Source organism: Pseudomaricurvus alkylphenolicus (assembly GCF_011683955.1).
In the GTDB taxonomy this organism is placed as follows: Bacteria; Pseudomonadota; Gammaproteobacteria; order Pseudomonadales; family Cellvibrionaceae; genus Pseudomaricurvus; species Pseudomaricurvus alkylphenolicus.
Window position 1 is genome coordinate 150,479 of the sequence record NZ_JAAQPI010000008.1, and the last position, 26,152, is coordinate 176,630.

General features: G+C 55.3%; 25 protein-coding genes. 17 read left to right on the plus strand and 8 right to left on the minus strand.

Translation table 11 applies throughout. The annotated features are described in order from the left end of the window. Positions 1–119 precede the first annotated feature (119 nt). Positions 120–1,217 (plus strand): iron-sulfur cluster carrier protein ApbC, encoded by a 1,098-nt coding sequence (gene apbC / locus HBA55_RS20125; protein WP_166995123.1) that lies wholly within the window; start codon positions 120–122, stop codon positions 1,215–1,217. Positions 1,218–1,225: 8 nt separating this feature from the next. Here the strand turns inward: apbC and HBA55_RS20130 are convergent, their stop codons facing one another. Continuing rightward, positions 1,226–2,926: a methyl-accepting chemotaxis protein gene (locus HBA55_RS20130; protein ID WP_166995125.1), complete on the minus strand. Its 1,701-nt coding sequence runs from the start codon at positions 2,924–2,926 to the stop codon at positions 1,226–1,228. Positions 2,927–3,117: 191 nt separating this feature from the next. Between HBA55_RS20130 and dcd the strand changes: the two genes are divergently transcribed. Then, positions 3,118–3,687 (plus strand): dCTP deaminase, encoded by a 570-nt coding sequence (dcd, locus tag HBA55_RS20135; RefSeq protein WP_166995127.1) that lies wholly within the window; start codon positions 3,118–3,120, stop codon positions 3,685–3,687. A 60-nt stretch (positions 3,688–3,747) separates the two neighbouring features. Beyond that, on the plus strand, positions 3,748–4,944 hold the full coding sequence (locus HBA55_RS20140) for a BaiN/RdsA family NAD(P)/FAD-dependent oxidoreductase (RefSeq protein WP_338109431.1): 1,197 nt from the start codon (positions 3,748–3,750) through the stop codon (positions 4,942–4,944). A 480-nt stretch (positions 4,945–5,424) separates the two neighbouring features. Here the strand turns inward: HBA55_RS20140 and HBA55_RS20145 are convergent, their stop codons facing one another. Beyond that, positions 5,425–5,883, minus strand: coding sequence for a methyltransferase family protein (locus tag HBA55_RS20145; protein ID WP_166995129.1), 459 nt, complete (start codon positions 5,881–5,883; stop codon positions 5,425–5,427). 162 nt (positions 5,884–6,045) lie between these two features. Here HBA55_RS20145 and HBA55_RS20150 point away from each other — a divergent pair, with 162 nt between their 5' ends. Then, positions 6,046–7,128, plus strand: a complete 1,083-nt coding sequence (locus HBA55_RS20150) for an SMP-30/gluconolactonase/LRE family protein (protein WP_166995131.1) — start codon at positions 6,046–6,048, stop codon at positions 7,126–7,128. An 18-nt stretch (positions 7,129–7,146) separates the two neighbouring features. Here HBA55_RS20150 and soxR read toward each other — a convergent pair whose 3' ends face one another. After that, positions 7,147–7,593, minus strand: coding sequence for a redox-sensitive transcriptional activator SoxR (gene soxR, locus HBA55_RS20155; protein WP_166995133.1), 447 nt, complete (start codon positions 7,591–7,593; stop codon positions 7,147–7,149). 111 nt (positions 7,594–7,704) lie between these two features. Here soxR and HBA55_RS20160 point away from each other — a divergent pair, with 111 nt between their 5' ends. The 6 genes from HBA55_RS20160 to HBA55_RS20185 all read left to right on the plus strand — a co-directional run bounded on the left by HBA55_RS20160 (position 7,705) and on the right by HBA55_RS20185 (position 13,343). After that, positions 7,705–8,124: a VOC family protein gene (locus HBA55_RS20160; protein ID WP_166995135.1), complete on the plus strand. Its 420-nt coding sequence runs from the start codon at positions 7,705–7,707 to the stop codon at positions 8,122–8,124. Between the two features lie 138 nt (positions 8,125–8,262). Then, positions 8,263–9,936: a DUF342 domain-containing protein gene (locus tag HBA55_RS20165; protein ID WP_166995137.1), complete on the plus strand. Its 1,674-nt coding sequence runs from the start codon at positions 8,263–8,265 to the stop codon at positions 9,934–9,936. A 27-nt stretch (positions 9,937–9,963) separates the two neighbouring features. Continuing rightward, positions 9,964–10,401: a CBS domain-containing protein gene (locus HBA55_RS20170; RefSeq protein ID WP_166995139.1), complete on the plus strand. Its 438-nt coding sequence runs from the start codon at positions 9,964–9,966 to the stop codon at positions 10,399–10,401. A 94-nt stretch (positions 10,402–10,495) separates the two neighbouring features. Then, complete coding sequence (gene ppnN, locus HBA55_RS20175; RefSeq protein WP_338109432.1) at positions 10,496–11,902, plus strand: nucleotide 5'-monophosphate nucleosidase PpnN; 1,407 nt, start codon at positions 10,496–10,498, stop codon at positions 11,900–11,902. A gap of 72 nt (positions 11,903–11,974) precedes the next feature. Beyond that, positions 11,975–12,892, plus strand: a complete 918-nt coding sequence (locus HBA55_RS20180; protein ID WP_166995143.1) for an SPFH domain-containing protein — start codon at positions 11,975–11,977, stop codon at positions 12,890–12,892. Positions 12,893–12,896: 4 nt separating this feature from the next. After that, entirely contained in the window at positions 12,897–13,343 is a 447-nt protein-coding gene (locus HBA55_RS20185; protein ID WP_166995145.1) for an NfeD family protein, read from the plus strand. Here HBA55_RS20185 and lhgO read toward each other — a convergent pair. Continuing rightward, a complete protein-coding gene (lhgO, locus tag HBA55_RS20190) occupies positions 13,340–14,554 on the minus strand; it encodes an L-2-hydroxyglutarate oxidase (RefSeq protein ID WP_166995147.1) in 1,215 nt (404 codons plus the stop codon). The two genes, HBA55_RS20185 and lhgO, sit on opposite strands and share 4 nt — an antisense overlap. Before the next feature lie 24 nt (positions 14,555–14,578). Then, positions 14,579–16,033, minus strand: a complete 1,455-nt coding sequence (locus HBA55_RS20195; RefSeq protein ID WP_166995149.1) for an aminotransferase-like domain-containing protein — start codon at positions 16,031–16,033, stop codon at positions 14,579–14,581. Positions 16,034–16,180: 147 nt separating this feature from the next. Between HBA55_RS20195 and ccoG the strand changes: the two genes are divergently transcribed. Continuing rightward, a complete protein-coding gene (gene ccoG, locus HBA55_RS20200; RefSeq protein WP_166995151.1) occupies positions 16,181–17,671 on the plus strand; it encodes a cytochrome c oxidase accessory protein CcoG in 1,491 nt (496 codons plus the stop codon). Here the strand turns inward: ccoG and HBA55_RS20205 are convergent. Genes HBA55_RS20205 through pyrC form a run of 3 tightly spaced genes read right to left on the minus strand, consistent with a single transcriptional unit; the run spans position 17,624 to position 19,836 of the window. After that, entirely contained in the window at positions 17,624–18,082 is a 459-nt protein-coding gene (locus HBA55_RS20205) for a thioesterase family protein (protein WP_166995155.1), read from the minus strand. The genes ccoG and HBA55_RS20205 overlap by 48 nt on opposite strands. A gap of 29 nt (positions 18,083–18,111) precedes the next feature. Continuing rightward, positions 18,112–18,768 carry a ribonuclease T gene (gene rnt / locus HBA55_RS20210; RefSeq protein ID WP_206019899.1) on the minus strand — a complete coding sequence of 219 codons (657 nt, stop codon included), beginning with the start codon at positions 18,766–18,768 and terminating at the stop codon, positions 18,112–18,114. A gap of 33 nt (positions 18,769–18,801) precedes the next feature. Next, a complete protein-coding gene (pyrC, locus tag HBA55_RS20215; protein ID WP_166995158.1) occupies positions 18,802–19,836 on the minus strand; it encodes a dihydroorotase in 1,035 nt (344 codons plus the stop codon). Between the two features lie 238 nt (positions 19,837–20,074). On the opposite strand from pyrC, the gene HBA55_RS20220 reads away from it, so the two are divergent. The 6 genes from HBA55_RS20220 to ccoP all read left to right on the plus strand — a co-directional run bounded on the left by HBA55_RS20220 (position 20,075) and on the right by ccoP (position 25,897). Next, positions 20,075–20,914: a flagellar protein MotY gene (locus HBA55_RS20220; protein WP_166995160.1), complete on the plus strand. Its 840-nt coding sequence runs from the start codon at positions 20,075–20,077 to the stop codon at positions 20,912–20,914. Between the two features lie 286 nt (positions 20,915–21,200). After that, positions 21,201–22,424 carry an argininosuccinate synthase gene (locus tag HBA55_RS20225; RefSeq protein ID WP_166995163.1) on the plus strand — a complete coding sequence of 408 codons (1,224 nt, stop codon included), beginning with the start codon at positions 21,201–21,203 and terminating at the stop codon, positions 22,422–22,424. A 281-nt stretch (positions 22,425–22,705) separates the two neighbouring features. Beyond that, a complete protein-coding gene (gene ccoN / locus HBA55_RS20230) occupies positions 22,706–24,148 on the plus strand; it encodes a cytochrome-c oxidase, cbb3-type subunit I (protein ID WP_166995165.1) in 1,443 nt (480 codons plus the stop codon). Positions 24,149–24,159: 11 nt separating this feature from the next. Further along, entirely contained in the window at positions 24,160–24,771 is a 612-nt protein-coding gene (gene ccoO / locus HBA55_RS20235) for a cytochrome-c oxidase, cbb3-type subunit II (RefSeq protein ID WP_166995167.1), read from the plus strand. A gap of 28 nt (positions 24,772–24,799) precedes the next feature. Then, the gene (locus HBA55_RS20240; RefSeq protein ID WP_166995170.1) at positions 24,800–24,994 is read left to right on the plus strand and encodes a cbb3-type cytochrome oxidase subunit 3; all 195 of its coding nucleotides are present in this window, start codon (positions 24,800–24,802) and stop codon (positions 24,992–24,994) included. A 3-nt stretch (positions 24,995–24,997) separates the two neighbouring features. After that, a complete protein-coding gene (ccoP, locus tag HBA55_RS20245) occupies positions 24,998–25,897 on the plus strand; it encodes a cytochrome-c oxidase, cbb3-type subunit III (RefSeq protein WP_206019890.1) in 900 nt (299 codons plus the stop codon). The last annotated feature ends 255 nt before the right edge of the window (positions 25,898–26,152 follow it).

Sequence of the window (26,152 nt, forward strand, 5' to 3'; positions counted from 1 at the left end):
CCTCGAAAGCAGTGCTGGGGGCGAGGATATCGGGGTAAAGTCCTAGTGTTGCACTTGGTTTTTACGGATTTGCCCCCATAATGTCAGGCATTCCACAAGTTGGCCCCATTGAGGTGTTCATGAGTAACGAGCAATCCCCTTCTTCCGCTGATCTTCAATCCAGAGTGTTGAATGTTCCCGTCCCAGGGCTGGACGTCAGCCTGGCACAAATCGCCGAGATCGAAAGTCTGGTGGTGGAGGGCGGTCGCATCGGCATAGCGTTATTACTTGGTATACCGGGCGAAGGGTTGCAGCAATCGCTGAGCGAAGCCATCTGGCAGAGCCTGAAAGGGCTCCCCGGTGTAGAGGAAATCAGTGTGGATGTGGGTTGGCGAATCCTGCCCGGACCGGTTGCCGACCAGGCGAGTGCCATTTCCAACGTCAAGAACATTATCGCAGTTGCCTCTGGCAAGGGCGGTGTGGGCAAATCCACCACCGCGGTGAATCTGGCACTGGCGCTGGCAGCAGAAGGGGCTGATGTCGGCATTTTGGACGCTGATATCTATGGCCCCAGTGTTCCCGCGATGTTGGGTGTGGGCGATAAGCGACCTGAGGTGATCGACCAGAAAGCGATGGTACCCGTCGCCGCTCATGGTCTGCACTCCATATCCATGGGGTATCTGGTGACGGAGCAGACTCCCATGGTCTGGCGCGGCCCGATGGCCAGCGGTGCTTTGCAACAGCTGCTGACTCAAACCGCCTGGCCCGAATTGGATTATCTGATTATCGATATGCCGCCGGGAACAGGGGATATCCAGCTGACGCTGTCTCAAAAGGTACCAGTGACTGCGTCGGTGGTGGTGACTACGCCACAGGACATCGCCTTGCTGGATGCCAAGAAAGGTGTGGAAATGTTCCGCAAGGTGCATGTGCCGGTACTGGGGGTGGTGGAAAACATGGCCATCCATATCTGCAGCAATTGCGGCCACGAGGAGCATATTTTCGGCGAAGGTGGAGGCGAGCGCATCGCGCGGGAGTATCAGACCCGTCTATTGGGCTCACTGCCGCTGAATCTGACCATCCGCCAGCAGGCCGATGAGGGTAGGCCCACGGTGGCTGCGGATCCGGACGCGGAACTCAGCTTGCGTTATCGCCAGATTGCGCGCCAATTGACAGTGGAGCTGTTGCAGCTTAACGCCAGCAGCACAGCGCCCGTCATCGAAATCAGCGACGATTAGCTCCGTCTCTACACCCGAAACCGACTTAACAGAGTGGCGATTTGCTCGCCGCTGCTGGCAAGTCCGTTGGCGGCCTTCTCGCTCTCAACGGCATTGGCTGCGCACTGCTGTGAAATCGCAGAGACCTGATTGATGTTGCGGTTGATTTCCTCTGTGGTGGTGCTCTGTTCACCGGCGGCATTGGAAATCAGGTCGTTCATCTGGTGAATCTCACCCATAGCGGCGGCGATACTCGCCATGGATTCACTGGTTTGGGAAGACTGCTCCAGACTGATGTTGAGCTGTTGACCGCCTTGTTCCATTGCCTTGACGGCGTCTTTGACCCCACCTTGCAGCTTCTCGATCATTTGCTGAATCTCTTCCGTGGAGGACTGAGTGCGGCTGGCCAGGGTGCGCACTTCGTCAGCCACCACGGCAAAACCGCGACCTTGCTCTCCCGCGCGGGCGGCCTCAATGGCAGCGTTCAGAGCCAACAGGTTGGTCTGTTCAGCAATGCCTCGGATAACATCCAACACCGAGCCGATGTCGGTGCTGTCCTGCTCCAAGGTGCTGATAACACTGGTGGTGGTCTGAATATCCCTGGCCAGATGATCGATCGATTGAGAGGATTCGCCCACAATGGTCTGACCTTGCTGAATCAACTCACTGGCTTCCTGAACCTTAGTGGCTGTGGATTTGGCCAGCTTGGCTACTTCTTCAGCCGTGGCCGCCATTTGGTTGACGGCGGCCGCAATCTGTTCCGTTTCACGGTCCTGCTGTTCCGTCCCTTCTCGGGTTTGACGTGCTGCGCTTCTGAGCGCCTCAGAAGATTGACTCAACTCCGCTGCCTGGCTGTTGAGCGAGGTGACCAGCTGCCTCATACCATCCAGAAATTGATTGAAGACCTTCGCGACATCCGAAATCTCATCCCTTTGTCGGTCATCCAGTCGCTGGCGCAGATCACCTCCGCCCTGGGCGATGGCTTGTAGTGCCCCGCCCATATCGTCCAGGCGCCGGGCAATCAGGCGGCGGAAAACATAGGCCAAGGCGCCAAGGGTCGCCAGCAGGGACAGCAACAACAGCCCCAGAATCTGCCAGCCGAGGGAGCGACTGGCAGCAATTTGGCGGCCGATGGGAACCTGAACCTCAAGTACACCGCGAACGTCCCCCAGTTGCCACCCGGTTCGCGGTGTTTGCGGGTGGGAATTGTGGCAAGCGACACAGGCCTCGGCCTGCATGGTGTCCGCCAGTGCCACCCTGACAACGGGCTCGCCGTTGACTTCGGTACGGCGGCTAAAGGTGCTTTGGGGACTGCCGCTCAAATTATCCCAGGCATCGGTTTGAAAATCGTCCAGTTGCCTGGATCCGCGATTGGGAAAGGGGTAAGCACTGTAGAGGTCCAAGGAAGTGCCCTGTTGCTCAAACACGTCACTCAGCTCATGAATCATGGTAGCGGGCAGCGGAATCCGGTCCTCGTAGCCTTTGTGGTCAAAGTGAGGCGTGAGTGCACCGCTGGCCTTGGCACGGCCAATGATATTAGCGGTGTAATAGCCCCTGACCTGCTTAAACTGCGAAACCGTGCGGCGAGCGGACTCAATGGCCTGCTGTTCCGCGGCGTTCTCCAGCTGGATGGGTATATAGAGGCCCAGGGCAATGGCGATGGCCAGAAAGATTGAGCCAATGATTGCGCAGGTTCTTACCAGTAATCCTTTGTGCTGAAGCGTCTTCATAGGATCTCCGGGTAGCTATAAGGCAATATATTGTGTCAGTCCCTCCGCTGAGCAATCCCTCTATTTAGCTATAGCTCAAGCCCTCTGCACTGTCGAACTCCACTCCAGTGTGCAAGTGCCCCTATCACGGAGAGACAAAAGGCAGTATGATCTCGCGTCTTTGCGTATCGAATGACCGAAATGGGGGGGCTATGAGCATCAAATCTGACAAGTGGATTCGCCGGATGGCGGAAAACGAGGGCATGATTGACCCGTTTGAACCTGGTCAGATCCGCTACGGCGAGGATGGCCGCCGCCTGGTCTCCTACGGCACTTCAAGCTACGGTTACGACGTGCGCTGTGCCAACGAGTTCAAGATTTTCACCAATGTGCACTCTACCACGGTGGATCCCAAGCACTTTGATGAAAACAGCTTTGTGGATGTGCAGGAGGATGTGTGCATTATCCCGCCCAACTCTTTCGCTCTGGCCCGCACTGTAGAGTATTTTCGAATTCCCCGCAGTGTGCTGACGATTTGCCTGGGTAAGTCCACTTACGCCCGTTGTGGCATCATTGTCAATGTGACGCCCCTGGAGCCTGAGTGGGAAGGCCATGTGACTTTGGAATTTTCCAACACTACTCCTCTGCCCGCCAAAATTTACGCCAACGAGGGTGTGGCGCAGATGCTGTTCTACGAATCTGACGAGGTCTGCGAGACGTCGTATAAAGATCGCGGTGGCAAGTACCAGGGCCAGACCGGCGTTACCCTGCCTCAGACCTGAGTCTTTAAACTTCAAGCCTGCTCAAGGCTGACAACCAGAGCGTCGCGCTCAGAGTTCGCCGTGTCCCAAATTCCTGAATCTGCCGACGTTTGCATTATCGGTGCCGGTGCCGCCGGCCTGATGTGCGCCATCAGTGCTGGTCAGCGCGGTCGCCGTGTGCTGGTGCTGGATCATGCCAACAAAGTGGGCAAGAAGATCCTGATGTCGGGTGGCGGCCGTTGCAATTTCACCAATATGTATGCTGAGGCGGAGAATTTTCTGTCCGCAAATTCTCATTTTTGTAAGTCGGCGTTGGCTCGTTACACACAGTGGGATTTTATCGAGCTGGTGTGCAAACACGGTGTGCCCTATCACGAGAAAAAGCTAGGCCAGCTTTTCTGTGACAACAAATCCAGTGACATTGTTGATGTGTTGTTGAGTGAGTGCGAAGAGGTCAATGCCGAGATATTTACCCACTGTAACATTGAGCTCGTTGAGGCGAATGAAAGTGGTCCTGGGTATCAGCTTCAAACCAGTCTTGGCGACGTCGTCTGTGAATCACTGGTGGTGGCAACCGGGGGACTGTCTATTCCCACGATGGGAGCGACGGGTTTGGGCTATGAGCTGGCCGAGCAATTTGGACTGAGGCTGTTGCCTCGTTCTGCGGCTCTTGTGCCATTTACTTTTTCCAAAGAGCAGTTGATGCCTTTTGAGACATTGGTTGGCAGTTCCGCCGATGTTCGTATCAGCTGCAATGACCAGAGCTTTCGTGAAAATCTGTTGTTTACCCATCGGGGGTTGAGTGGTCCGGCGGTGTTGCAGATTTCATCCTATTGGCAGCCAGGGCAGGCGATAGAGATCGATTGGGCTCCTGATCAGGAGCTGTTTGAATGGTTGGCCGCAGCGCGAGAGCAACGCCCCAAAGCGGAATTGAAAACTGTGCTGTCATCTTTGCACACAAAAAGCTGGGCTGCCGTTATCTGTGAGCATTGGTTATCGAATATGGCAATGAATCGTTACAGCGATAAACAGCTTCAAGATGTCGCTGATGCTCTGCACAGATGGAGTATTGTGCCTGCAGGAACCGAAGGTTATCGGACGGCTGAGGTTACTTTGGGTGGCGTAAATACTGACGACCTTTCTTCGAAAACCATGGAGGCCAAGCAGCAGCCTGGGCTTTATTTTATCGGCGAAGTGGTGGACGTGACGGGATGGCTTGGCGGCTTTAATTTTCAGTGGGCCTGGGCGTCGGGTTTTGCTGCCGGGCAATACGCCTGAGTCGAGAAAGTTTGGATGCGTTGAGACAAAGTAGAGCATCAAATAGGTTGTTGTATTTGGATAGTCCGTTGTGTGCCATAACCGGTCTTAGAAATTCGCAGGATTGGTACTCTGACGGCGTTGTTTATGCGTAGGGCGGATTAGGCGCTTGCGCCGTAATCCGCCGGTTCTGCCGGAGATGTTCGTTGGCTGCGGCCCGGTTTTTAACACCCTTGAATGTGCCTGCAACAGGTGATTTGTACACGGCCGCCGCCAATTTAAACCTTCGGCGGATCGGTGGATTACGAAGCGCAAAGCGCTTCTAATCCACCCTACGTCGTGCGGCCGTTGCGGACATTATCGAACGCCCATGGTGCCCTGAACTAGGATTATAAACTTCCGGTTATGGCACCAAGTTGACGGTCGGAATTCCCGTCTTCATATTGCCGATAGAGGTTAGTTGTCATTTTATCAATTTTGTTTCTAGATTGATTTCCGGGTTTAAATCCAGCGTCGTACTTCTTTTCGATACTGCGCAAACGTTTTTCCAAATATTTGCTGCAAGGCTTTTTCCTCCGGTCGAATCTGAAAACGCTGAATGTAGCTGGCATAAAGCAATGGCAACAACAAAGTCACCGGAGAGGATAAATAAGTAGCCCAGCTTAACAGCAACAACACAAACCCTACGTACATGGGGTTGCGCGTGACGCGATAAATTCCCGACGTGACAAGTGTACTCGCAGCGTCTGGTTGCAGCGGATTGACGGTTGTCCGCGCTCGGCGAAAGGAGATTGCGCCTGCCAGTGGGAATGCCAGCCCCAATACGAGAAACAGAACCGTCAGCGAGAGCCCCAGACGGGTTGTCGTTTCCACAGGGTCCAGAGTTTTAGATATGCCCCACATGGCAGCGGCAAACAGTAGCGCCACCAGCGGCGGTGGAATTCGGTTTTCAAGGTTCATCGGCAGGTGTCTCCAGGTGTTCTGAGCCTTTCCAATTGGGATAGTGTATTAGCCTAAGGCTTCCACCTGCGGGAAGGTCAAGCCATCAATCCTGGTAATTGCCCGAAGTTTAATAAGGGCTTAACATACGGGTATACCCATAATTAAAAGCAGAGTGAACTCATGGCCTCTATTCCCAGGATGCTTTGTTTAGTGGTCTCTTTCCCCATTCTATTCTTGTTGAGCGGCTGCATTGATCGTTCTGTCATTATCACAGGGTGTGAAGCCGTAGCTGACAAGACGCCTTTATGTGGTTGGCAACGGCCGGAGGATATGGAGTTGTTGCCGGATGGAAAAACGCTGATCGTCAGTGAAATGGCAAAGGGGCATGGCGAGGTGCCCGGAGCGCTGTCGTTGCTCGATACCATCAGCGGCTCGAAGCAAGCGCTCCCAATGGCAGTGGCGAACAAAGAGTTCTGGGGTGAGTCTGGCTGTCGCCGTCCCGTCGATAAGATCGCACCACACGGTATTCATTTGTCCACTCGGGCGGATGGAAGGCTGCAGCTGTTGGTGGTGAATCATGGTGAGCGGGAATCCGTGGAAATGTATGAGGTGCACACCCCGGAACATCGTCTGACCTGGCGCGGTTGTGCGCAGCCGCCACAAGGCAGTTTTCTGAACGATGTGGTGGCTCTGCCTGAGGGAGGGTTTGTGACCACTCATATGTATACCAAGGGTGATGCTGCCGTCGGCACCATGAGTTTTGAAGAAGTGAAAGCCTTGCTCGGATTCAATCCGGGATATTTGTTGATGTGGAACGGACAGTCTTTCCGGCGTCTGGGAGACTTTTCCGGCAATTATCCCAACGGCGTCCAGATTTCCCCGGACGGGCGCTTTCTGTTTGTGAATTTGTGGGCCGAATCTTTGGTGAAAAAGGTGGATCGACAAAGCGGTGAAGTGATCGGCGAAGCTCAGGTAAGCCACCCTGACAACAGTCAGTGGGATGGTGACGGCAAACTGTTAGTGACGGGCCATGATTTTTCCATCAACGACCTGTTGGTGTGTCCCGGTCTGGAAGAGGGAACCTGTCCAGGCGACTTCGAAGTGGTTGAACTGGATGCACACTCTATGCAAACGCGTCCATTGCGCAGAATCGGTGGTGCACCAATGGGGGCCGGAACCGTCACCCAGCGAGTGGGGGACACTTGGTATATCGGTTCGTTCCTCGGCGACCGGGTTCTGATGTTGCCGGCGCCTAATCAATAAGTCAGGTTCAAAACCCGATTAAGCATCGTCATGGTCCAGCAGCACGGGCCCATCGCCCTTTTGCGCCAGCCTGTCGTCTTCGTTGTACATGGGGCAGTTTTTCATCGACAGGCAGCCGCAACCGATGCATCCTGTCAGTCGATCCCGCAGTCGTTCCAGATAGGCGATGCGCTCGTTCAAATTTTCCTGCCACAGGCTGGATAAGTGCTGCCAGTCCTCCAGTGTCGGAGTGCGGTTATCCGGCAGTGTGGCAAATGCCTGCCGGATCTCCTCAAGTGTCACTCCCACTTTCTGGGCGGCTTTGATCACCGCCACCCGCCTAAGCACTTCTTTGCGATAGCGACGTTGATTGCCCGCATTTCGCAGACTGTGGATAAGCCCCTTGTTTTCGTAGTAGTGCAAGGTGGAGACCTTGACGCCGCAGCGTTTGGCCACGGCACCTACGCTCAGTTCGTGATGGTCCATAGCATTTCCTCCGGGATAGCGTTCATGCTAGTAAAAAAAGTGCTTTACCTCAAGCTAGCTTGAGGTTTTATGCTGGCGCAACCTTAAACGCTTAACCGAGGAAAATCCGATATGTTGCAACTCGAACACTTGAATCTGGTGGTTACCGATATTGAGAAAACCCTGCGTTTTTATCAGGCTGCGTTGCCTCACTGGAAGGTGCGTGGCGGTGGCGACGGACTCTGGTACGGCAAGCCGCGGCAATGGGTGCATTTTGGCGATGATTACCAGTACCTTACTTTTAATGATGATGGTGATCAGGAAATTCGTGATTTGAGCGGCCACCAGGTGGGGCTGGCTCACTTTGCCTTTGTCACTACAGATCTGGATGGTGTCATCCAGCGGCTGGCAGAAGCAGGGTTTGAGGTCGACAAAGCAGGCGCAGAAGATCCCTTCAGACGCAATGTTTACTTTATCGACCCTGACGGCTACGAGATTGAATTTGTGCAGTATCTGAGCGATATCCCCACGGAGCGGAACCAGTACGCTTAATCTTTATTCAATGAGGCCGAAAACAGGGATAAATCGCCCGTCAGGCTTTCCTTTGAGTCGGTTTTGACCTAGGTTAGTAGTCGGGCGGCCCCCAAGCACGCTTGGGTGGCCCAAGACAGCCCCTGGAAAATGGACTCTATGAACGAAACATCCGCCCAGCGCAGCGCGGTCACTTTTGAACTCGATGAGAGCACGGGAGAGCTCAGCGCCATCTTGTCGCCGTCACCCAGCGCCGATCCTGTCTCGCTACCCCTGTTGCAGAACCGTTTGAAAACCGAAGGTTTTGACGCGCTCGACATTGATGCCGCGCAGCTCAAGAGTCTGGTATCAAGGGCCGCCAGTGGTGAGTCTGGAGCGGTGGTGATTGGTCAGCGCAGCGATGCCGAGGCCAGCATCGCGATAGCCAACAATAAGCAGGCTGCCTATATCGACATTGTGCCACCCCGCGGGGGCAAGCCTCTTGATCGAGTCACCTTGATGGCGCTGTTTAAGCAATATGGGCTGGCGGAGCCCTGCCTGCAAAATGCGGCGATTGACCAGGCGGTGCGACAGGCGGATGAAGGTCGTCCGATCAAAAACTTGCTGATTGCCAAAGCTGTGGATGCCGTTGCCGGTGTCGATGGCTATATGGAAACCCTGGTGGAGGAAACCGCGATCCGCATTGGCCAGCAGGAGGAAGACGGCACAGTGGATCTGCGCCAGCTGCAGGACTTTATCGTGCTGGAGGCAGGGACTGAATTGATGCGTCGTATTCCTCCCACCCCGGGTAAGACGGGAATGGATGTGCTGGGTAACACTATTGCGCCCAAGGCGGGGCGTGAGGTGAAGTTCGCCGAGAAGCTCGAGGGTGCGGAAATCGACGCGGCCGATGAGAATCTACTAAAAGCATCCGTCAAAGGTCATCCCGTCGTGATGAGCAACTGTGTCCGTATCGACCCCACGCTGGAACTCAAGGGCGTTAACGTTAAAAGTGGTAATATCCAGTTTGATGGCTCTATCAATATTCGTGGTGACATTGACAGCGGCTATGTGGTCGAGGCTACCGGCGATATTTTTGTTACCGGTGTGATCGACAAGTCCCGTGTCATCGCCGGTGGCAGCATTGCCGTGCGCGGCGGTGTGATCGGGGAAGAATACGGCAAGTCTCCCACGCTCAATAAGAACCCGGAAGAACAGGAACTCAAAGCTTATCTCGAAGCGGGCAAGGACATCAGCGCACGGTTTGTCAGTCTCGCTGAGATACACGCGGCGGGCGTTGTCTATGTGCGGGAGTACCTGCTGCACTGTAAGACCGAAGCTAAAGATAAAGTTGCATTGGGGGAAGAAGGTGGCAAAGGTGCAATTATCGGGGGCACCACCCAGGCGACGCGTACGGTCAGTGCAAAAACGCTGGGTAACGAAGCTTATACGACCACCCGCGTAAGTGCGGGCAGTGAAGATAACCTGGCCGCAAAACTCGCCCTGCTGAAGTATCAACGGCTCAAACGCAGGGATGAATTTCGTCAGCTCGCGGAGATTTTCAAGAAACTCAAGGCCCGGGGTTCGCCTGAGACAGTGGGCAAAGTGGTGTTGAACAAAGCCCGTAAACTCAACAACACCCTGGCGGCGCTCAAGTTACAAGTGGCGGAAATGGATACGGAGATAGAGGAATTGAGTCAGCAAGTCAAAGGCGAAGCGATGATCAGCGCGCGACAACGACTCTATTCCAATGTGACCTTGACGATTGATGGCATCAGCGAAACCCGTCAGGGTGACTGCGGTGCAATCAGTTTCGTAAACCGGGATGGTGTACTGACACCGGTGAACCCATAGGGAAGCCAGCAGATTGGAGAGAGTGGAATGAGCTTTAATGTGGAAGCGCTGATGAGCACCGATGTGGTCTCCGTAACACCGACGGACACCTTGGCTACCCTGAGAAAAATCTTTGCTAAAAAGGGGTTTCATCATTTGCCGGTATTGGACGGGGACAAGCTGGTGGGGATTATCTCCGACCGGGACGCCCAGCGTTACACCAGCCCCTTCGTTGGCACCCGTCTGGAGCGGGCGGAAGACCGGGCATTGTTAAAGAAAACGGTGGCGGACATCATGACCCGTGATATGGTCACGGTGGACCGCGCAACCAGCGTGGACACCGCCTCTGTGCTATTGCTGGAAAATGTGATTTCCTGCCTGCCTGTCGTCAACGCCGAAGGCGGTATCGACGGCATTGTGACCTGGAAGGATATTCTCAAATTTCACGTCTACGGTGTTGATCCCAAGAGTAGTGAGCAGCCCTGATCGGTGTGGCTCTTAACCTAAAATACCAGGGTTCGAAATCCTGTCTTGGTTGGCGGGCTATACTGTAAGTAACATTATGCAGGAAGCCAATATTGTGACAGACAAGCCAACGACGCCCGATACCCCCACCTCTGAGACAGCCAATCAGGTGGTTGCCATCAATCCCGTCGGTTCCATGAACCTGCTTTCCCAGTGGGAAGTGGATCTCGTCAAACATTCCGCAGACAGCCCTCTGTATCAGTTGTTCAGAAACTGTGCGCTGGCGGTGCTTAACTGCGGCAGCGAATCCGACAATGTTGCGGATATGCTGGAGGAGCACCGCAGCTTTGATATTAATGTGCTGCGCCGCGGTCGAGGTGTAAAACTTGAACTGATTAATCCCCCTGCCTCCGCTTTTGTGGATGGAGAGCTGATTGTCGGTATCAACGAGCATCTGTTCGCTGTGTTGAGGGATATCCTCTTTGTGGCCGGTAAACACGGTGATTTGTTGGGCGGGGCCATTCCCCCCCGTGTCGCCACCAATCTGTTGTTTGATATTCTGAGGCACGCCAACGTCTTCGAAGCCAATCTGCCACCCAATCTGGTGGTGTGTTGGGGCGGCCACTCGATTTCTGCGCTGGAATACGACTATTCCAAGGAAGTGGGTTACCAGCTGGGGCTGCGTGGGTTGGACGTCTGCACGGGATGTGGCCCCGGCGCGATGAAGGGGCCCATGAAGGGAGCCGCTGTCGGGCATGCCAAGCAGCGCATCAGTCGGGGGCAGTATGTGGGGCTGTCGGAGCCAGGCATCATTGCCGCTGAGGCACCTAATCCGATCGTCAATCAATTGGTGATTCTGCCGGATATCGAAAAGCGATTGGAATCATTTGTGCGTGTGGGGCACGCCATTATCATTTTTCCCGGCGGTGTCGGTACGGCCGAAGAGTTACTCTATATTCTTGGTATCATGTTGCACGCCAATAATCGTGACCATGCCTTGCCGATCATTCTGACCGGGCCGGCCAAAAGCGCCAATTACTTTGAGGTGCTCGACGAATTTATTGGCCGGACTCTGGGGGCGCAGGCACAGGCGTTGTACCAAATCGTTATTGACAATCCCGCAGAAGTGGCGCGTCTGTGTAAGGTCTCTATGGCGGAGGTGCGCGCATTTCGCAAGAGCACCGGTGATGCCTACCACTTTAACTGGGGGTTGCATATCGACCCTCAATTCCAGCAACCGTTTAAACCTTCACATGAGACGATGAGCCAGCTGCCGCTGTTTTTTGATGGTGACAAGGCGGAGTTGGCGGCCAATTTGCGCAGAGTGTTCTCGGGCATCGTCGCGGGTAATGTCAAACCGGAGGGCCTCGCCGCCATTATCGAGCATGGTCCGTTCGAAATTCATGGTGACCCGGAGTTGATGAAGCTGCTGGACCAGCTGCTGAGTCAGTTTGTGGCGCAGGGGCGCATGAAACTTCCTGGCACACAATATTCCCCCTGTTACCGCGTCAAGGTGGGGTGATCCCGCTTTACACGCGGCGGACGAGGGGCTAACGTACGATCAGCGTTAATAACGGCTTTCAAGGAGCGGGCTATGTTCGGGTTTGACGTGTTTTCTGTAGTATTTCTGGTGCTGGGTATTATCCTGGTTCTGAAAGGTGTTAACAGTGTTCCCCAGGGGCAGGAGTGGACGGTGGAGCGCTTTGGCAAATACACCCAGACATTGCGCCCCGGGCTGCACCTGATAGTGCCCTTTATCGATGAGATCGGTAATAAGCAGATTGTGATGGAGCAGGTGCTGGATGTTCCCCCACAGGAAGTCATCAGCTCAGACAACGCCATGGTCACCACCGATGCGGTGTGTTTTTACCAGATTATTGATGCGGTCGCCGCCTCCTATGAGGTGAACAACCTGGAGCGGGCGATGCAGAATCTGGTGATGACCAACATTCGTGCTGTGTTGGGCTCCATGGAACTCGATGCCATGCTGTCGAACCGTGATGCCATCAATACCGAGTTGTTGACCAAAGTCGATGAAGCGACCAACCCCTGGGGTGTTAAGGTTACCCGTATCGAGATTAAAGACATTACACCGCCACGCGATCTGGTAGATGCCATGGCCAACCAGATGAAAGCCGAGCGTGAGAAACGCGCCGCGATTCTCAAGGCAGAAGGTGAACGGGAAGCGGCGATCAAGGTGGCCGAGGGCGAAAAGAAAAGCCAGATACTCAAGGCAGAAGGTGAGCGGGAAGCGGCTTTTCTGGAAGCCGAAGCCCGCGAACGTGAGGCCCAGGCGGAAGCCAAGGCGACACATATGGTGTCTCAGGCGATATCCGCAGGGAACAACCAGGCCATCAATTATTTTGTGGCGCAAAAATATGTGGATGCTCTTGGCCAATTGGCGGCAGCGGACAACAGTAAAGTGGTCTTGATGCCGCTGGAAGCCAGTTCCGTTATCGGCTCGATCGAGGGTATTCGCGAGCTGGTGGACTCCGTTAAACAGGGTGGCTAACGTCATGGAATTTCTTCAAACCATGGAGCCCTGGCACTGGATGGCTCTGGGGATCGCCATTCTGGCGGTGGAAGTCTGGGCATCCACGGAAGTGCTGCTGGGTATCGGCCTGGGTGCTCTCGCCGTTGCTATCGTGCACAAAATCTATCCCGGACTCAGTTGGCAGATGCAAATCGTCTGGTTTGCGGTGTTTTCTGTGGGGACCACGGTGGTCTACTGGAAGAAGTTTCGCGCCAGCCGCCAAAGCAGCGATCAGCCTTTGCTTAATCGTCGCGCCCAGCAGCTGGTGGGCAAAACCGTGCCGCTGCTGGAGCCCATCGTTAATGGTCAGGGTAAGGTGCAAATTGCCGATGCCCTGTGGACCGTACAGGGTCCTGACATGGAAAAGGGCGCGGTGGTTCGTGTCGTCAGCGCTGAGGGCATGACGTTGACGGTGGAAGCTGTCGATTAACCGATCAGCTTCCCGGTTACCCTTTCCACAATATGCCTGCCGATGGGAATGGCTGACGTCGCTGCCGGTGAGGGCGCATTACACACATGCAGACTGCGTGGGCTTTCATGAAACAAAAAATCATGCACCAGGGTGCCATCGCTCAACACGGCCTGTGCGCGAATGCCGGTGGGGTATGGCTGCAAATCGGCGAGCGTTAGCTGAGGGCAGTATTTGCGGGCCAGCTGTAAGTACCCGTAACGGTGCCAGGAGTTTTTCCACTCGTTGATGCCCGAGCGCCAATGCTTGACGCCGACTTTCCAAAATCCCGGGAATGTCAGCATGGCGGCGGTATCTCTGAGATTGAAATTCGCTTGCCCATATCCTTCGCGTTTCCAGCCCAACACAGCGTTGGGACCGATGGTGACGCTGCCATCAATCATGCGCGTCAGATGCACACCCAGAAAGGGTAAGTCCGGGTCCGGAATCGGATAAATCAGATGCCGAACCACATTGTTCAATCGCTCGGGCAAACGGAAATACTCGCCGCGAAAAGGCACGATGCGAAAGTCTGTGTCGATGTTCAGCAGGCGGGTGAGCCGGTCCGCCATCAAACCGCCGCAGCTGATTAAAAAACCGGTGTGATAGCGGCAACCGTTGCGGAGTCTTATTTCAATGTTGCTGGCGCTTTCCCGCAAATGCTGCACTTCACTTTGCAGTTCAATTCGACCGCCGAGGCTGACAAAGTTTGCAGCCATTTGACGGCTTACTGCGCCATAATCCGCGATGCCGGTGGCGGCGACAAACAGCGCGCCCAGACCTTTGATATTCGGTTCCCGCTGCAGAAGTTGTTCTGAGCTCAGTTTTTCAACTTCGATCCCATTGTCTTCGCAGCGTTGCTGCAGTTTGTTCATGCGTTCCAGCTCCAGCGGATGGGTCGCAACCAGCAGCTTGCCACATTGCTCCACCGGCAAATGGTGGTGCCGACAAAAATCCAGCGTGGCCGCCGCGCCTTCCTTGCAGAAGCGCGCCTTGAGGCTGCCGGGTTGATAGTAGACTCCGGCGTGAATCACACCACTGTTGTGGCCGGTCTGGTGTTGGGCATAGCCGGGCTCTTTTTCCAGCAGCAAAATACGCTTTTCGGGAAATGCCTGTTGCAACTGCCAGGCGCTGGATAGGCCGACGATGCCGCCGCCGATAATGATGATGTCAAAGCTGGAGTGAGCTTGCATGGGTAATGGATTGGGTCTGTGGCGTTAAGGTTGAGCTGAGGGTTGCGCATTGCCCAGCAATTTCCCGAGACGTTCCAGGGCGGCTTGTCGTTCCGGAGTGAGTGGGTGTGCAAAGCTCAGTCGCAAAAAGGATTGATAGCGCGGCTGGGAAGTAAACAAACGACCGGGTGTAATGACGACGTCTTCACGTAATGCCGGGTAATACAGTTGCAAGGTGTCTAATCCGGGTTCCAGTTCCAGCCACACGCTCAACCCGCCAGTGGGTTGGCTGCTGCTCTGCAAACCTGGTAACGCAACGGCTAGCTGTTCCAGCCATTGGTGACATTGCCGTTGCAGTTGTATACGGCGTTGGCGCAGGAAACGATCCAATCCACCCTGTTGCAGGTATTCACTTACACCGAGTTGCAGTGTTCGACTGGAGGCGATTGCCGTGGACAGTTTCAGCTGCAAAATGGCATCGCGATAGCGGCCGGCGGCGACCCAGCCCAGGCGCAGATCCCGCGACAGGCACTTGGAAAAAGATGAGCACAAAATAACATTTCCCGCTTGCGCTACTGACTGGCCCGTCTGTTGTAGCTGTTCCTTCTCGTAGGAATACAGAGTGCGGGGGCGCCGCATGCCAAAATGCAATTCTGCGTAGATGTCATCTTCGATAATGGCCATGTTGTGGCCACGGGCCAGTTGCAGCAATTGCTGTTTGTGTTCGTCGGTCATGCAGGCGCCCGTGGGAGTGGCATAGGCGGGCGATACCATCAGAACTTTAACGGGCCAGTGTTGCAGAGCCAGTTCCAGTGCCTCCGGACTCAAGCCCGTCGAAGGTGAGCAGGGCAGCTCCAGGGCTTTTAATCCGAGTGACTGCAGCAGCTGGAAGTTGCCATAAAACCCCGGTGATTCCAGTGCCACCACATCGCCCGGTTGGGTGGTAGCCAGTAATGCCAGCAGCAGACCGTGTTGACAGCCGTGGGTGATCACCAGTTCCTCTGAACCAATAGGCCCCCCACCTTGTGCCAACCGCTGTGCCAACTGTTCTCTCAGTTCCTCCAGGCCCTGGGGGTCGTCATAATAATGCTGTTCCGTACTGCCCTGTCGACGCTGTGCCCTGGCCAGACATCGGCGCAGGGGTTCGTTGCCTTCACCACTGCAATGCGCAGGGGAGGGCAGCAGGTCGAAAGCCGCGCCTTTGCGCATAATATCCAGCAGAACCTGATCAGCGGAAACCTCAAGCGGCGTTGGCACCGGCTGGCTGTGATCCGGTTGTTTCAGCTCTGTGCGTTGACCGCTGACGAAGTAACCGGAGCGGGGCCTGGCGTGAATCAGCCCTTCCGCCTCAAGCCTGGCGTAGGCGGTTAATACAGTCGATTTGGACAGCTGCAGCTGTTGGCATATCCGGCGTACGGAGGGCAATCGCTCACCCACCGCCAGCTGTCCCGAACGGATGTCTTCCCGCAGTTGTTGTTCTAGTTGTTGGTATAGCAGCATGGGTACAGTTTCAGAAAAAGTGATATGAACAGGGGGTGTGTCCCTGATTCTGTGCACAAATATAAACTATTTTCTGAATCTGTACCCGTTTTGGTCTTGTTCTTACACTGTTTCCCGGTTAACGACGTCAATCTCCTGGGGCAGGATATGAGCAATCCTTCGGCATCGCGCATTGCAGCGGTGGAACTTCACGATCAAGAGCCGGCGGGCAGTCTGCGCTACGTCGATGGATATGTGGGTGGTACGGTTTATACCCGCCGAATTCGAGGGTACTTTCAGCGCCTCAGACGAAAGGTGGCCTGGCCGCTGATGGTGCTGTTTTTTGCCATGCCCTGGTTGAGCTGGAACGGGCAACCGCTGATGCTGTTCGATCTCTCTGCTCAGAAATTCCATATTTTTACTACCACCTACTGGCCCCAGGATGGCATTTTGCTGGCCTGGTTGTTGATGATTTCCGCGTTTGCGTTGTTTGCCGTCACGGTGTGGGTTGGTCGGGTCTGGTGCGGGTTTGCCTGTCCGCAAACGGTGTGGACGAATCTGTATATCTGGGTGGAAGACTTCTGTGAAGGGGATCGTCACCAACGTATCCGTCTGGATGCCTCTCCCTGGAATTGGAATAAATTAAAACGCAAAGGAGGCAAGCACGCGCTGTGGGGATTGCTGGCGGTCGCCACCGGAATTACTTTTGTGGCGTATTTTTATGGCATTACGGCATTGCTTGGCGACCTGCTGACACTGCAGGCGTCGCTGGAAGCCTGGTTTTGGGTGGCGCTGGTGGGTGGTTTTACTTACCTCAACGCGGGTTGGTTGCGCGAGCAGGTGTGCCGTTTTATGTGTCCCTATTCCCGCTTTCAGTCGGTGATGTACGACCAGGATACCTTGGTGGTGAACTATGATCTTGCACGGGGCGAGCCACGCAGGGGGCAGACCGGTGCCAAGGGCGACTGTGTCGATTGCGACTGGTGTGTGCAGGTGTGTCCGGCGGATATCGATATCCGCGATGGTTTACAGGCGGAATGTATCAGTTGCGGATTGTGCATTGATGCCTGTGATCAAGTGATGGACAAATTGTCATTGCCCAGAGGGTTGATTCGTTTTTCGCCGGAGCGCGCCAGAACAGATTCAATCCTTGCGCCTCTGCGGCCCAGATTGCTGGGGTATTTTTCTGCGCTGGCGGTTTTGGTCGGGGTGATGGTTTATATGACGCTGGAGCGACGGGATTTGTCCTTGGATGTCATTCGCGATCGCGGTGTGCACTTGTACCGGTTGCAACGTGGGCAGGTGGAGAACGTTTACGTGGTCAAGCTTAACAATATGAGTGAGCGTGAACGCTTGGTGGACTTGTTTGTGTCAGGGGAGGCGGGGTTTCGTATCAACAGTCGTTCGCAGGTGTTATTGGAGCCGGGAGAGGTATTGGCGTTGCCTGTGAGAATTCGCTTGCCCGTCAATCAGGTTGTTGTGAGCGCACAGGATATTGAGCTGCATGCCTGGTCAGACGGAGAGCATTTGGCCAGTCAAAAAACCCGGTTTCTGGGGCCTGGCCCCACTTCGGCGGCCAGCCCTGGCAGGCAGGGTGGCGGCGTGGAAGCTTCAAGTCGGAGTTTGCCCCAGCGGCCACGGCCTCATGTCTTTTGGTAGCAGTTTTAGAAATGCCTCAGGGACGGGGCAGACCTTTTTGTTGCTGTCCAAAAAGACAAATCCCGTTTTGGCGAGAGTGACCAACGTATTGATGTCTTTGGTTACCCGAAAGATTACGTCCGCACCATACTTGTTAAAGTCTGTCAGGCCCAGTTCAAAACGCAGGGTCTCTTCAGCAAAGCTCTCTGCTCTGTAGGAGGTGACCAAGTCAGTCACTACCAGTGTGCAGCCTCCCACATCGTTGGTGTCTTCCAAGCCCAGGTACTGAAAAAAACTGTATCGGGCAGACGACAACAGCGAAATCATTTGGTCGTTACCGACATGGCCACTCGGATTTACGTCGGTAAAACGGACTTGCATGGTGGTGCTGTAGAAAAACTTTTCCGGCAGTTCCAGCTGTACGCGTGCCATAGTAACTCCGTTGATGCGTGTATTGTCGGTTAGTCGAGAGGCAGCGGCCAGCCACCCAGTTGCTGCCAGCGGTTGACAATCAGGCAGAACAGGTCAGCGGTTTTTTCGGCATCGTAGGCCGCGGAGTGGGCCTGGCTGTTGGAAAATTCGATACCGGCGACCTGGCAGGTTTTGGCAAGCACGGTCTGGCCGAACGCCAGGCCACTGAGGGTGGCGGTGTCGAAGCAGCTGAACGGATGAAAGGGATTGCGTTTGATGTCACAGCGATTGGCGGCGGCGTTTACAAATCCAAGGTCAAAGTGGGCGTTATGAGCCACCATTACGGCGCGGGTGCAACCGTGTTCCTTAACGCTGCGGCGAATGGACTTGAACAGCTCCGGCAGTACCATCATTTCCGGCACTGCGGGTCGATCGGGGCTTTCCAGATCAATGCCGGTAAAATCAAGCGCCGACTGCTCTATGTTGGCACCCTCAAACGGATCGATGTGGTAATCGAAGGTTTCATCGCGCTGCAGCAGTCCGTCGTCGTCCATCTTCAGAGTGACGGCAGCGATTTCCAGCAGGGCGTCCGTATGGGCGTTAAAACCGCCGGTCTCGACATCCACGATCACGGGTAAAAATCCGCGAAAGCGTTGCGCCAATGGTGTTTTGGCGTTTTCCATCGTCGGGTCGACAACGGGTTCCATTGAACTCACAGGTGATTCTCCTAACCAATCGCCTTAGGCGTTGTACTTCCAGCGAAGTGTTTCTCCGGCCTGCAGAGGCACCATGTCTTCGCCGCCGAGCTTGATGGTGTCCGGGATCTGCCATTCGGTGCGGCTCAAGGTAATAGTGTCGGTATTACGCGGCAAGCCGTAAAAGTCCGGGCCAAAGCAACTGGCAAAGCCTTCCAGCTTGTCCAGCGCCCCGGCGTCTTCGAAGGCTTCAGCATAGAGTTCTATGGCGTGCATGGCGGTATAGGCGCCGGCGCAACCGCAGGCCGCTTCCTTCTTGTCTTTGGCGTGCGGCGCTGAATCCGTACCCAGGAAAAACTTGTGGCTGCCGCTGGTGGCGGCCCTGATCAGCGCCTGCTGATGAATGTCGCGCTTGAGAATCGGCAGGCAGTAGTAGTGAGGGCGGATACCGCCAGCCAGCATGTGGTTGCGGTTGAACAACAGGTGGTGCGCGGTAATGGTGGCGGCAATGTGATCACCGGCGCCAGCCACAAATTCGGCGGCGTCTTTGGTGGTGATGTGCTCCAGTACCATCTTTAATTCAGGAAATTCTTTCTCCAGACCAATTAATGTGCGATCGATAAACACCTTTTCACGGTCAAAAATATCGATATCACTGTCGGTGACTTCACCGTGCATCAGGAAGCGGATACCGTGTTCCTGCATGGCTTCGAGTGCCGGATAGACCTTGCGCAGGTCGGTAACACCGGAATCCGAATTGGTGGTGGCCCCGGCCGGATAGAGTTTGCAGGCGACAACGCCGGCAGCCTTGGCCGCGGCAATTTGCCCAGGAGTGGTGTTGTCGGTCAGGTAGATCACCATCAGCGGATCAAAGTTTGATCCCTGCGGGCGCGCGGCCAAAATACGGTCTTTATAGGCCATGGCCTGCTCGGCATTGAGTACCGGCGGCACCAGATTTGGCATAATGATGGCGCGCTGAAAAGTGCGGGCTGCGTCCACGACAGTAGTGCTCAGGGCCTGGCCATCACGCAGGTGGATGTGCCAATCGTCCGGGCGAATAAGAGTCAGCGTCTCGGTCATGGGGGCTCCTGTGATACCGCAGCGAAGGGAAATGACCGCGCATCCTACCGAAATTCGGCGTTAAAGCACAGGCCTGTATGGTCGATAACCTAACCATAGCACTGTGACCTGGCGGTGGGGTAGCTGGTATATGTTTGTTTGTAAGCGATTACTATCTTTCAAAGGCATGATTTTTATTGGTCTGAGCCTGTGCTTAAGCTCGTTTGCCGGGGCGGAGGGTGGCAGCTATGGAGCAGCCATGGATCGTTCCCTGTGGAGTGTTGATGCCTCCGTGTTTGAATGCCGCATGAGTCACGATATCCCTTTTTATGGGGACGCCCTGTTTAAACGCAAAGCCGGTGAATCAGCCAGTTTCCAGCTGTCGCCCATGCAGTCGCGCTTCCAGACCGGTAAGGCCTCTCTGGTGTCCCGCGCCCCTCTGTGGAAGCCCGGAGGCGATGAGGTCAACCTGGGCTGGGTCAATGTCAATCGGGGCAAGATGCCGGTAAAAATGTCCCAGCAACGTTCGGAGCGCCTGTTGGCAGAACTGCACGCCGGGCGTGAGCTGGTATTGACCCGCGCGCCCTGGTACGGGGCGGAAAACTCGTCGAAAGTGGTGCTCAGTCCGGTGAATTTCCAGGGGGCCTACCGAGAGTACCTGGCCTGCCTGGGGCAGCTGCTGCCGGTGAATTACGACCAGATTCGCCGCTCCTCTATCTATTTCCCTTCTGGCAACGATATCCTGCCGGTCAGTGAAATTCGCAAGCTGGACCATATCGGTATTTACGTGGACGCGGATAAGACCGTGAAACGTTTTTATGTGGATGGCCATACAGACAGCGTGGGGCCGCGCGGGGATAATCTGGAGTTATCCCAGCGCCGTGCGGAGATGGTAGTGGGGCTGCTGGTGGAGCGGGGTATCCCCCGTGAGCAAATCACCACCCGCTGGCATGGCGAACGCTACCCGGTAGCCTCCAATCGCACCCTTAAAGGCCGCGCTCTCAATCGCCGTGTGACCGTGCGGCTGGAAAAGGAGGGGCCCAAGGTGCCATCCCTGGCCAGCTCTGGCAACGGCCCTCTGGAAGGGCAGAAGCTTTAGCCCCAAAAATGCAGCTTTAGCCCGCAACAGCCAGCCCTCGGTGTCCGGCTTCCAGGCCAGGAGGCCGAATTCTCCGACTTTTTCCTCCACTTGGTCGAGATTTGTTCTAATCTTTTCCGAGTGGAGTTTTCCTGTGCAAGTTTCTTCTACGCTTTGGCCACAAAGCCCTTCATTTTACTGGGATTTGGTCGGCAGAAACGCTACAATTCGCGCCCGAAATTTTACTGCGCCTGTGGCTGTTGGCCGCAGCGGACGCAAAATACACGTATTTTAGTGGGAGATGCCTATGTCATCCGTCAACAAAGTCGTACTGGCGTACTCCGGTGGCCTGGACACCTCGGTTATCGTCAAGTGGTTACAAGAGACCTACAACTGTGAGGTTGTGACCTTTACCGCCGATATCGGCCAGGGCGAAGAGGTTGAGCCAGCTCGCGCCAAAGCCGAGGCCATGGGCATTAAAGAGATCTACATTGACGATCTGCGCGAAGAGTTTGCCCGCGACTTTGTTTTCCCCATGTTCCGTGCCAATGCCATTTACGAAGGTGAGTACCTGTTGGGTACTTCCATCGCGCGCCCACTGATCTCCAAGCGCCTGATTGAAATTGTCAATGAGACTGGTGCAGACGCCATCTCGCATGGCGCTACTGGCAAGGGTAACGATCAGGTACGTTTCGAGCTGGGTGCCTATGCACTCAAGCCTGGTATTCAGGTGATCGCCCCCTGGCGGGAGTGGGATCTGACCTCCCGCGAGACCCTGATGAAGTATTGTGAGGATCACCAGATCCCGGTGGACTACGCCAGTAGCAAGAAAAAATCCCCTTATTCCATGGACGCCAACCTGCTGCACATCTCATACGAGGGCGGCAATCTGGAAGACCCATGGTGGGAAGCGGAAGATCCGGAAATGTGGCGCTGGACCGTCGCTCCGGAAGAGGCTCCGGATGCTCCGACTTATCTGGAGCTGACCTACGAAAAAGGCGACATCGTCGCCATCGACGGCAAGGCCATGAGCCCTGCCGAGGTCATGGAATACTTGAACAAAGTGGCCGGCGCCAATGGCGTGGGTCGATTGGATATCGTTGAAAACCGTTACGTGGGCATGAAGTCCCGCGGTTGTTACGAAACCCCAGCGGGTACCGTGATGCTGAAAGCACACCGCGCTATTGAGTCCCTGACTCTGGACCGTGAAGCCGCGCACCTGAAAGACGAACTCATGCCCAAATACGCCAAGCTGGTTTATAACGGCTACTGGTGGAGCCCCGAGCGCAAGATGCTGCAGGCGGCCATCGATGAGTCCCAGCAGGTGGTGAACGGCGATGTGCGTGTGAAACTGTATAAGGGCTCTGTCAGCGTCGTCGGACGTCGCTCCGAAGACAGCCTCTTTGACGAAAAGATTGCTACCTTTGAAGACGATGCCGGTGCTTATGATCAGCAAGACGCCGCCGGCTTTATCAAGCTTAACGCGCTGCGCATGCGCATCGCCGCCAATAAAGGTCGCGACCTGAGCTGAAAACCGTAACAAGCGTAGTGTAAAAACCGGATAGGAAGCTGTTGTGCGAGGTATCCCCGTGAAGGTGCCTCGCCCGGAGCCAACCCTCCCCACCTTGTGGATACGACTTTAGTACCACCCAGGACCTAACTTGGGTGTGACTTGATTCGTATCAAACACTTGTGGGGTAGAGGTCGGCACAATAGCGCCCGAGCTTGGGGTGGGCCGTGTCCGGATGAGCCGAGTAGCCAGAATTCAGAAACTAAACTTCCTCACTATTACAACCATTTAGGATCGTCACTATGAGTAGTAACCTGTCGACGGCTGCCGAGCAGCCGACATATGACTACAAGATAGTACGCCAATTTGCTGTCATGACCGTCGTTTGGGGCGTGGTCGGGATGGCTGTAGGGGTACTGATTGCCGCCCAGCTGGTTTGGCCGGACTTGAATGATATCTTGCAGCCATACACACACTTTGGACGCCTGCGTCCCCTGCACACCAACGCGGTGATCTTTGCGTTTGGTGGTTGTGCTCTGTTTGCCACGTCTTACTATGTGGTTCAGCGCACCTGCCAGACGCCGCTGTTCGGTGGCATCCTGGTGCCGTTTACCTTCTGGGGCTGGCAGCTGGTGATTGTGCTGGCGGCTATTACCCTGCCACTGGGCTACACCTCCGCCAAGGAGTACGCTGAGCTGGAGTGGCCGATTGATATCCTCATCACCGTAGTGTGGGTGTCTTACGCGATTGTGTTCTTTGGCACCATCGTCAAGCGTAAAACCTCCCACATCTATGTGGCCAACTGGTTCTACGGCGCCTTTATCGTGGTGATTGCGCTGCTGCACGTGGTTAACTCCATGGCGGTACCAGTCAGCTTCACCAAGTCCTACTCCATGTACTCCGGTGCCATGGATGCGATGATCCAGTGGTGGTACGGCCACAACGCGGTGGGCTTCTTCCTGACCGCCGGCTTCCTGGGCATGATGTACTACTTTGTACCCAAGCAGGCAGGTCGCCCGGTTTATTCTTACCAGCTGTCCATCGTTCACTTCTGGGCGCTGATCTCTCTGTATATCTGGGCCGGTGCTCACCACCTGCACTACTCTGCGCTGCCTGATTGGGCCCAGAGTCTGGGTATGGTGATGTCCCTGATCCTGCTGGCACCTTCCTGGGGCGGTATGATCAACGGCATCATGACGTTGTCCGGCGCCTGGCATAAGCTGCGCACGGATCCGACCCTGCGCTTCCTGGTGGTGTCTCTGTCCTTCTACGGTATGTCCACCTTTGAAGGCCCGATGATGTCCATCAAGACCGTTAACGCCCTGTCCCACAACACCGACTGGACCGTGGGTCACGTACACTCCGGTGCCCTGGGTTGGGTTGCCATGATCTCCATCGGTGCGGTTTACCACTTGTTACCGGTACTGAGCGGCCGCAAGGAAATGTGGAGCGTTCGCCTGATCAATACTCACTTCTGGCTGGCCACCATCGGTACGGTTCTGTACATCGCCGCCATGTGGGTGAACGGCATTATGCAGGGTCTGATGTGGCGCGCCTTTAACGCCGATGGCACCCTGACCTACAGCTTCGCCGAAGCGGTTGAGGCCAGCTACCCCGGTTACTTTGTGCGGGTTCTTGGCGGCGCCTTCTTCCTGTTGGGTATGCTGTTGATGGCCTATAACACCTATCGCACTGTGGTTGAGTCCGAGGACGAAGCCGCCGACGCACAGCCGGCCGCCGCCTAAGGAGAGACACTGTGAAGAATCATGACATTGTAGAAAAGAACATTGGCCTGATGGTGCTGCTGGCAATTGTTGCTATCAGCTTCGGTGGCCTGGTGGAAATCGTGCCGCAGTTTTTCCTCAAGGAAACCACGGAACCGGTTGAGGGTCTCAAGCCCTGGACCGCAGTGGAACTGGAAGGCCGCGACATTTATATCCGTGAGGGTTGCCACGTCTGCCACACACAGATGATCCGTCCTCTGCGCGCCGAGGTGGAACGTTACGGTCACTACTCCGTTGCCGGTGAGTCCGTATACGATCACCCCTTCCTGTGGGGCTCCAAGCGCACCGGTCCGGACCTGGCCCGTGTCGGTGGTCGTTACTCCGATGAGTGGCACAAGGCTCACCTGTACAACCCGCGCAACGTCGTGCCTGAGTCAAACATGCCGGAATTCCCCTGGCTGTTCGACAACATTCTCGATGGCAAAGACACCGGTAAGAAAATGGCCGCACTGCGTTCCGTTGGCGTGCCTTATACCGATACCGACATCGAGGGTGCAGAAGCCGCGGTTAAGGGTGTGACCGAAATGGATGCACTGGTGGCTTACTTGCAGCAGCTGGGTACCCTGCTGCAGCAGAAGCGCTAATTAAAGCCTGAACATAGCGAGAGACGTCATGGACTTAAATACACTGAAAGGTTTGTCCACGGTTTTTGTGATGATTGCCTTTATCGGCATCTGCTGGTGGGCGTTCGCCCCCAGCCGCAAAAAGCAGTTCCGCGACGCGGCCAACTTGCCCTTCGCCGATGACGTCGAAGCCAATCAATCGAAGCTTCATCGTGAAGACGATGAAGACAAAAAGGCAGGATAAATTATGAGTACTTTTTGGAGTCTTTGGATCATCGTCCTGACTTCGGTCAACCTGGCGCTGATCTTCTGGGTACTGATGGCCAACCGCAAGGTAGCGGTCAGTGACGAAGCCGATCCGGAAAACAAAACCACCGGCCACGTTTACGATGGCATTGAAGAATACGACAACCCGCTGCCGAAATGGTGGTTCCAGATGTTTATCGGAACCTTTATTTTCGGAATTATCTATCTGGTGCTGTACCCGGGCATGGGTAGCTTTAAGGGCGTGTTGGGCTGGACCTCTCACAACCAGCTGGAGCGTGAGCAAGAGAGAGCCGACGAACAATACGGTCAAATCTTTGCCCAGTTTGCCGCCATGCCGGTGGAAGAAGTGGCCGAAGATCCCCGCGCACTGAAAATGGGCGTACGTATGTTCGCCAACAACTGTGCCGTGTGCCACGGTGCGGATGCCGGCGGTAACTACGGCTTCCCGAACCTGACAGATGGCGATTGGCTGTACGGCGGCTCCGCCGAGCAGATCAAGCACAGTATCACCCACGGTCGCGCCGGCAACATGCCTGCCTGGGGTCCGATCATTGGTGAGGAAAATGTGGTCGCCTCTGCGGAGTATGTTCTGTCTCTGTCCGGCCAGGAACACGATGCTGAATTGGCTGCCAAGGGCCAGGGTGTCTATGCCGCCAACTGTGCCGCTTGTCACGGTGCTGACGGCAGTGGCAGCCAGATTGTGGGTGCACCTGACCTGACCGACGACGTATGGCTGTACGAAGGCGATGCCAAGGGTATCCGCCACTCCATTCGTAACGGTCGTTCCAATGTGATGCCGGCCCAGGGCGAGATGCTGCGTGAAGAGAAAATTCACCTGCTGACCGCCTACGTTTACAGCCTGTCACAGGACATTGAGTAACACCGGGTGATTGCTGACGGACGTCAGAACTGAACCCAATGCAAAGCCCCGATAACGGGGCTTTGTTGTGTCTGGGGCTTGGACAGAAGAGATAAACTGTCTAACACTTGCGTTTAATCAACTGAATTTTCATAACTTTAGGTTATTCTAATATAACGATTAGCGATATCAGACATCATGGCTGCACTGGCATCAGGCCGGATCAAAAGAGTCGCCAGCTGCGCGTTTGATCGACGACCAACCCGATTAGCTGTA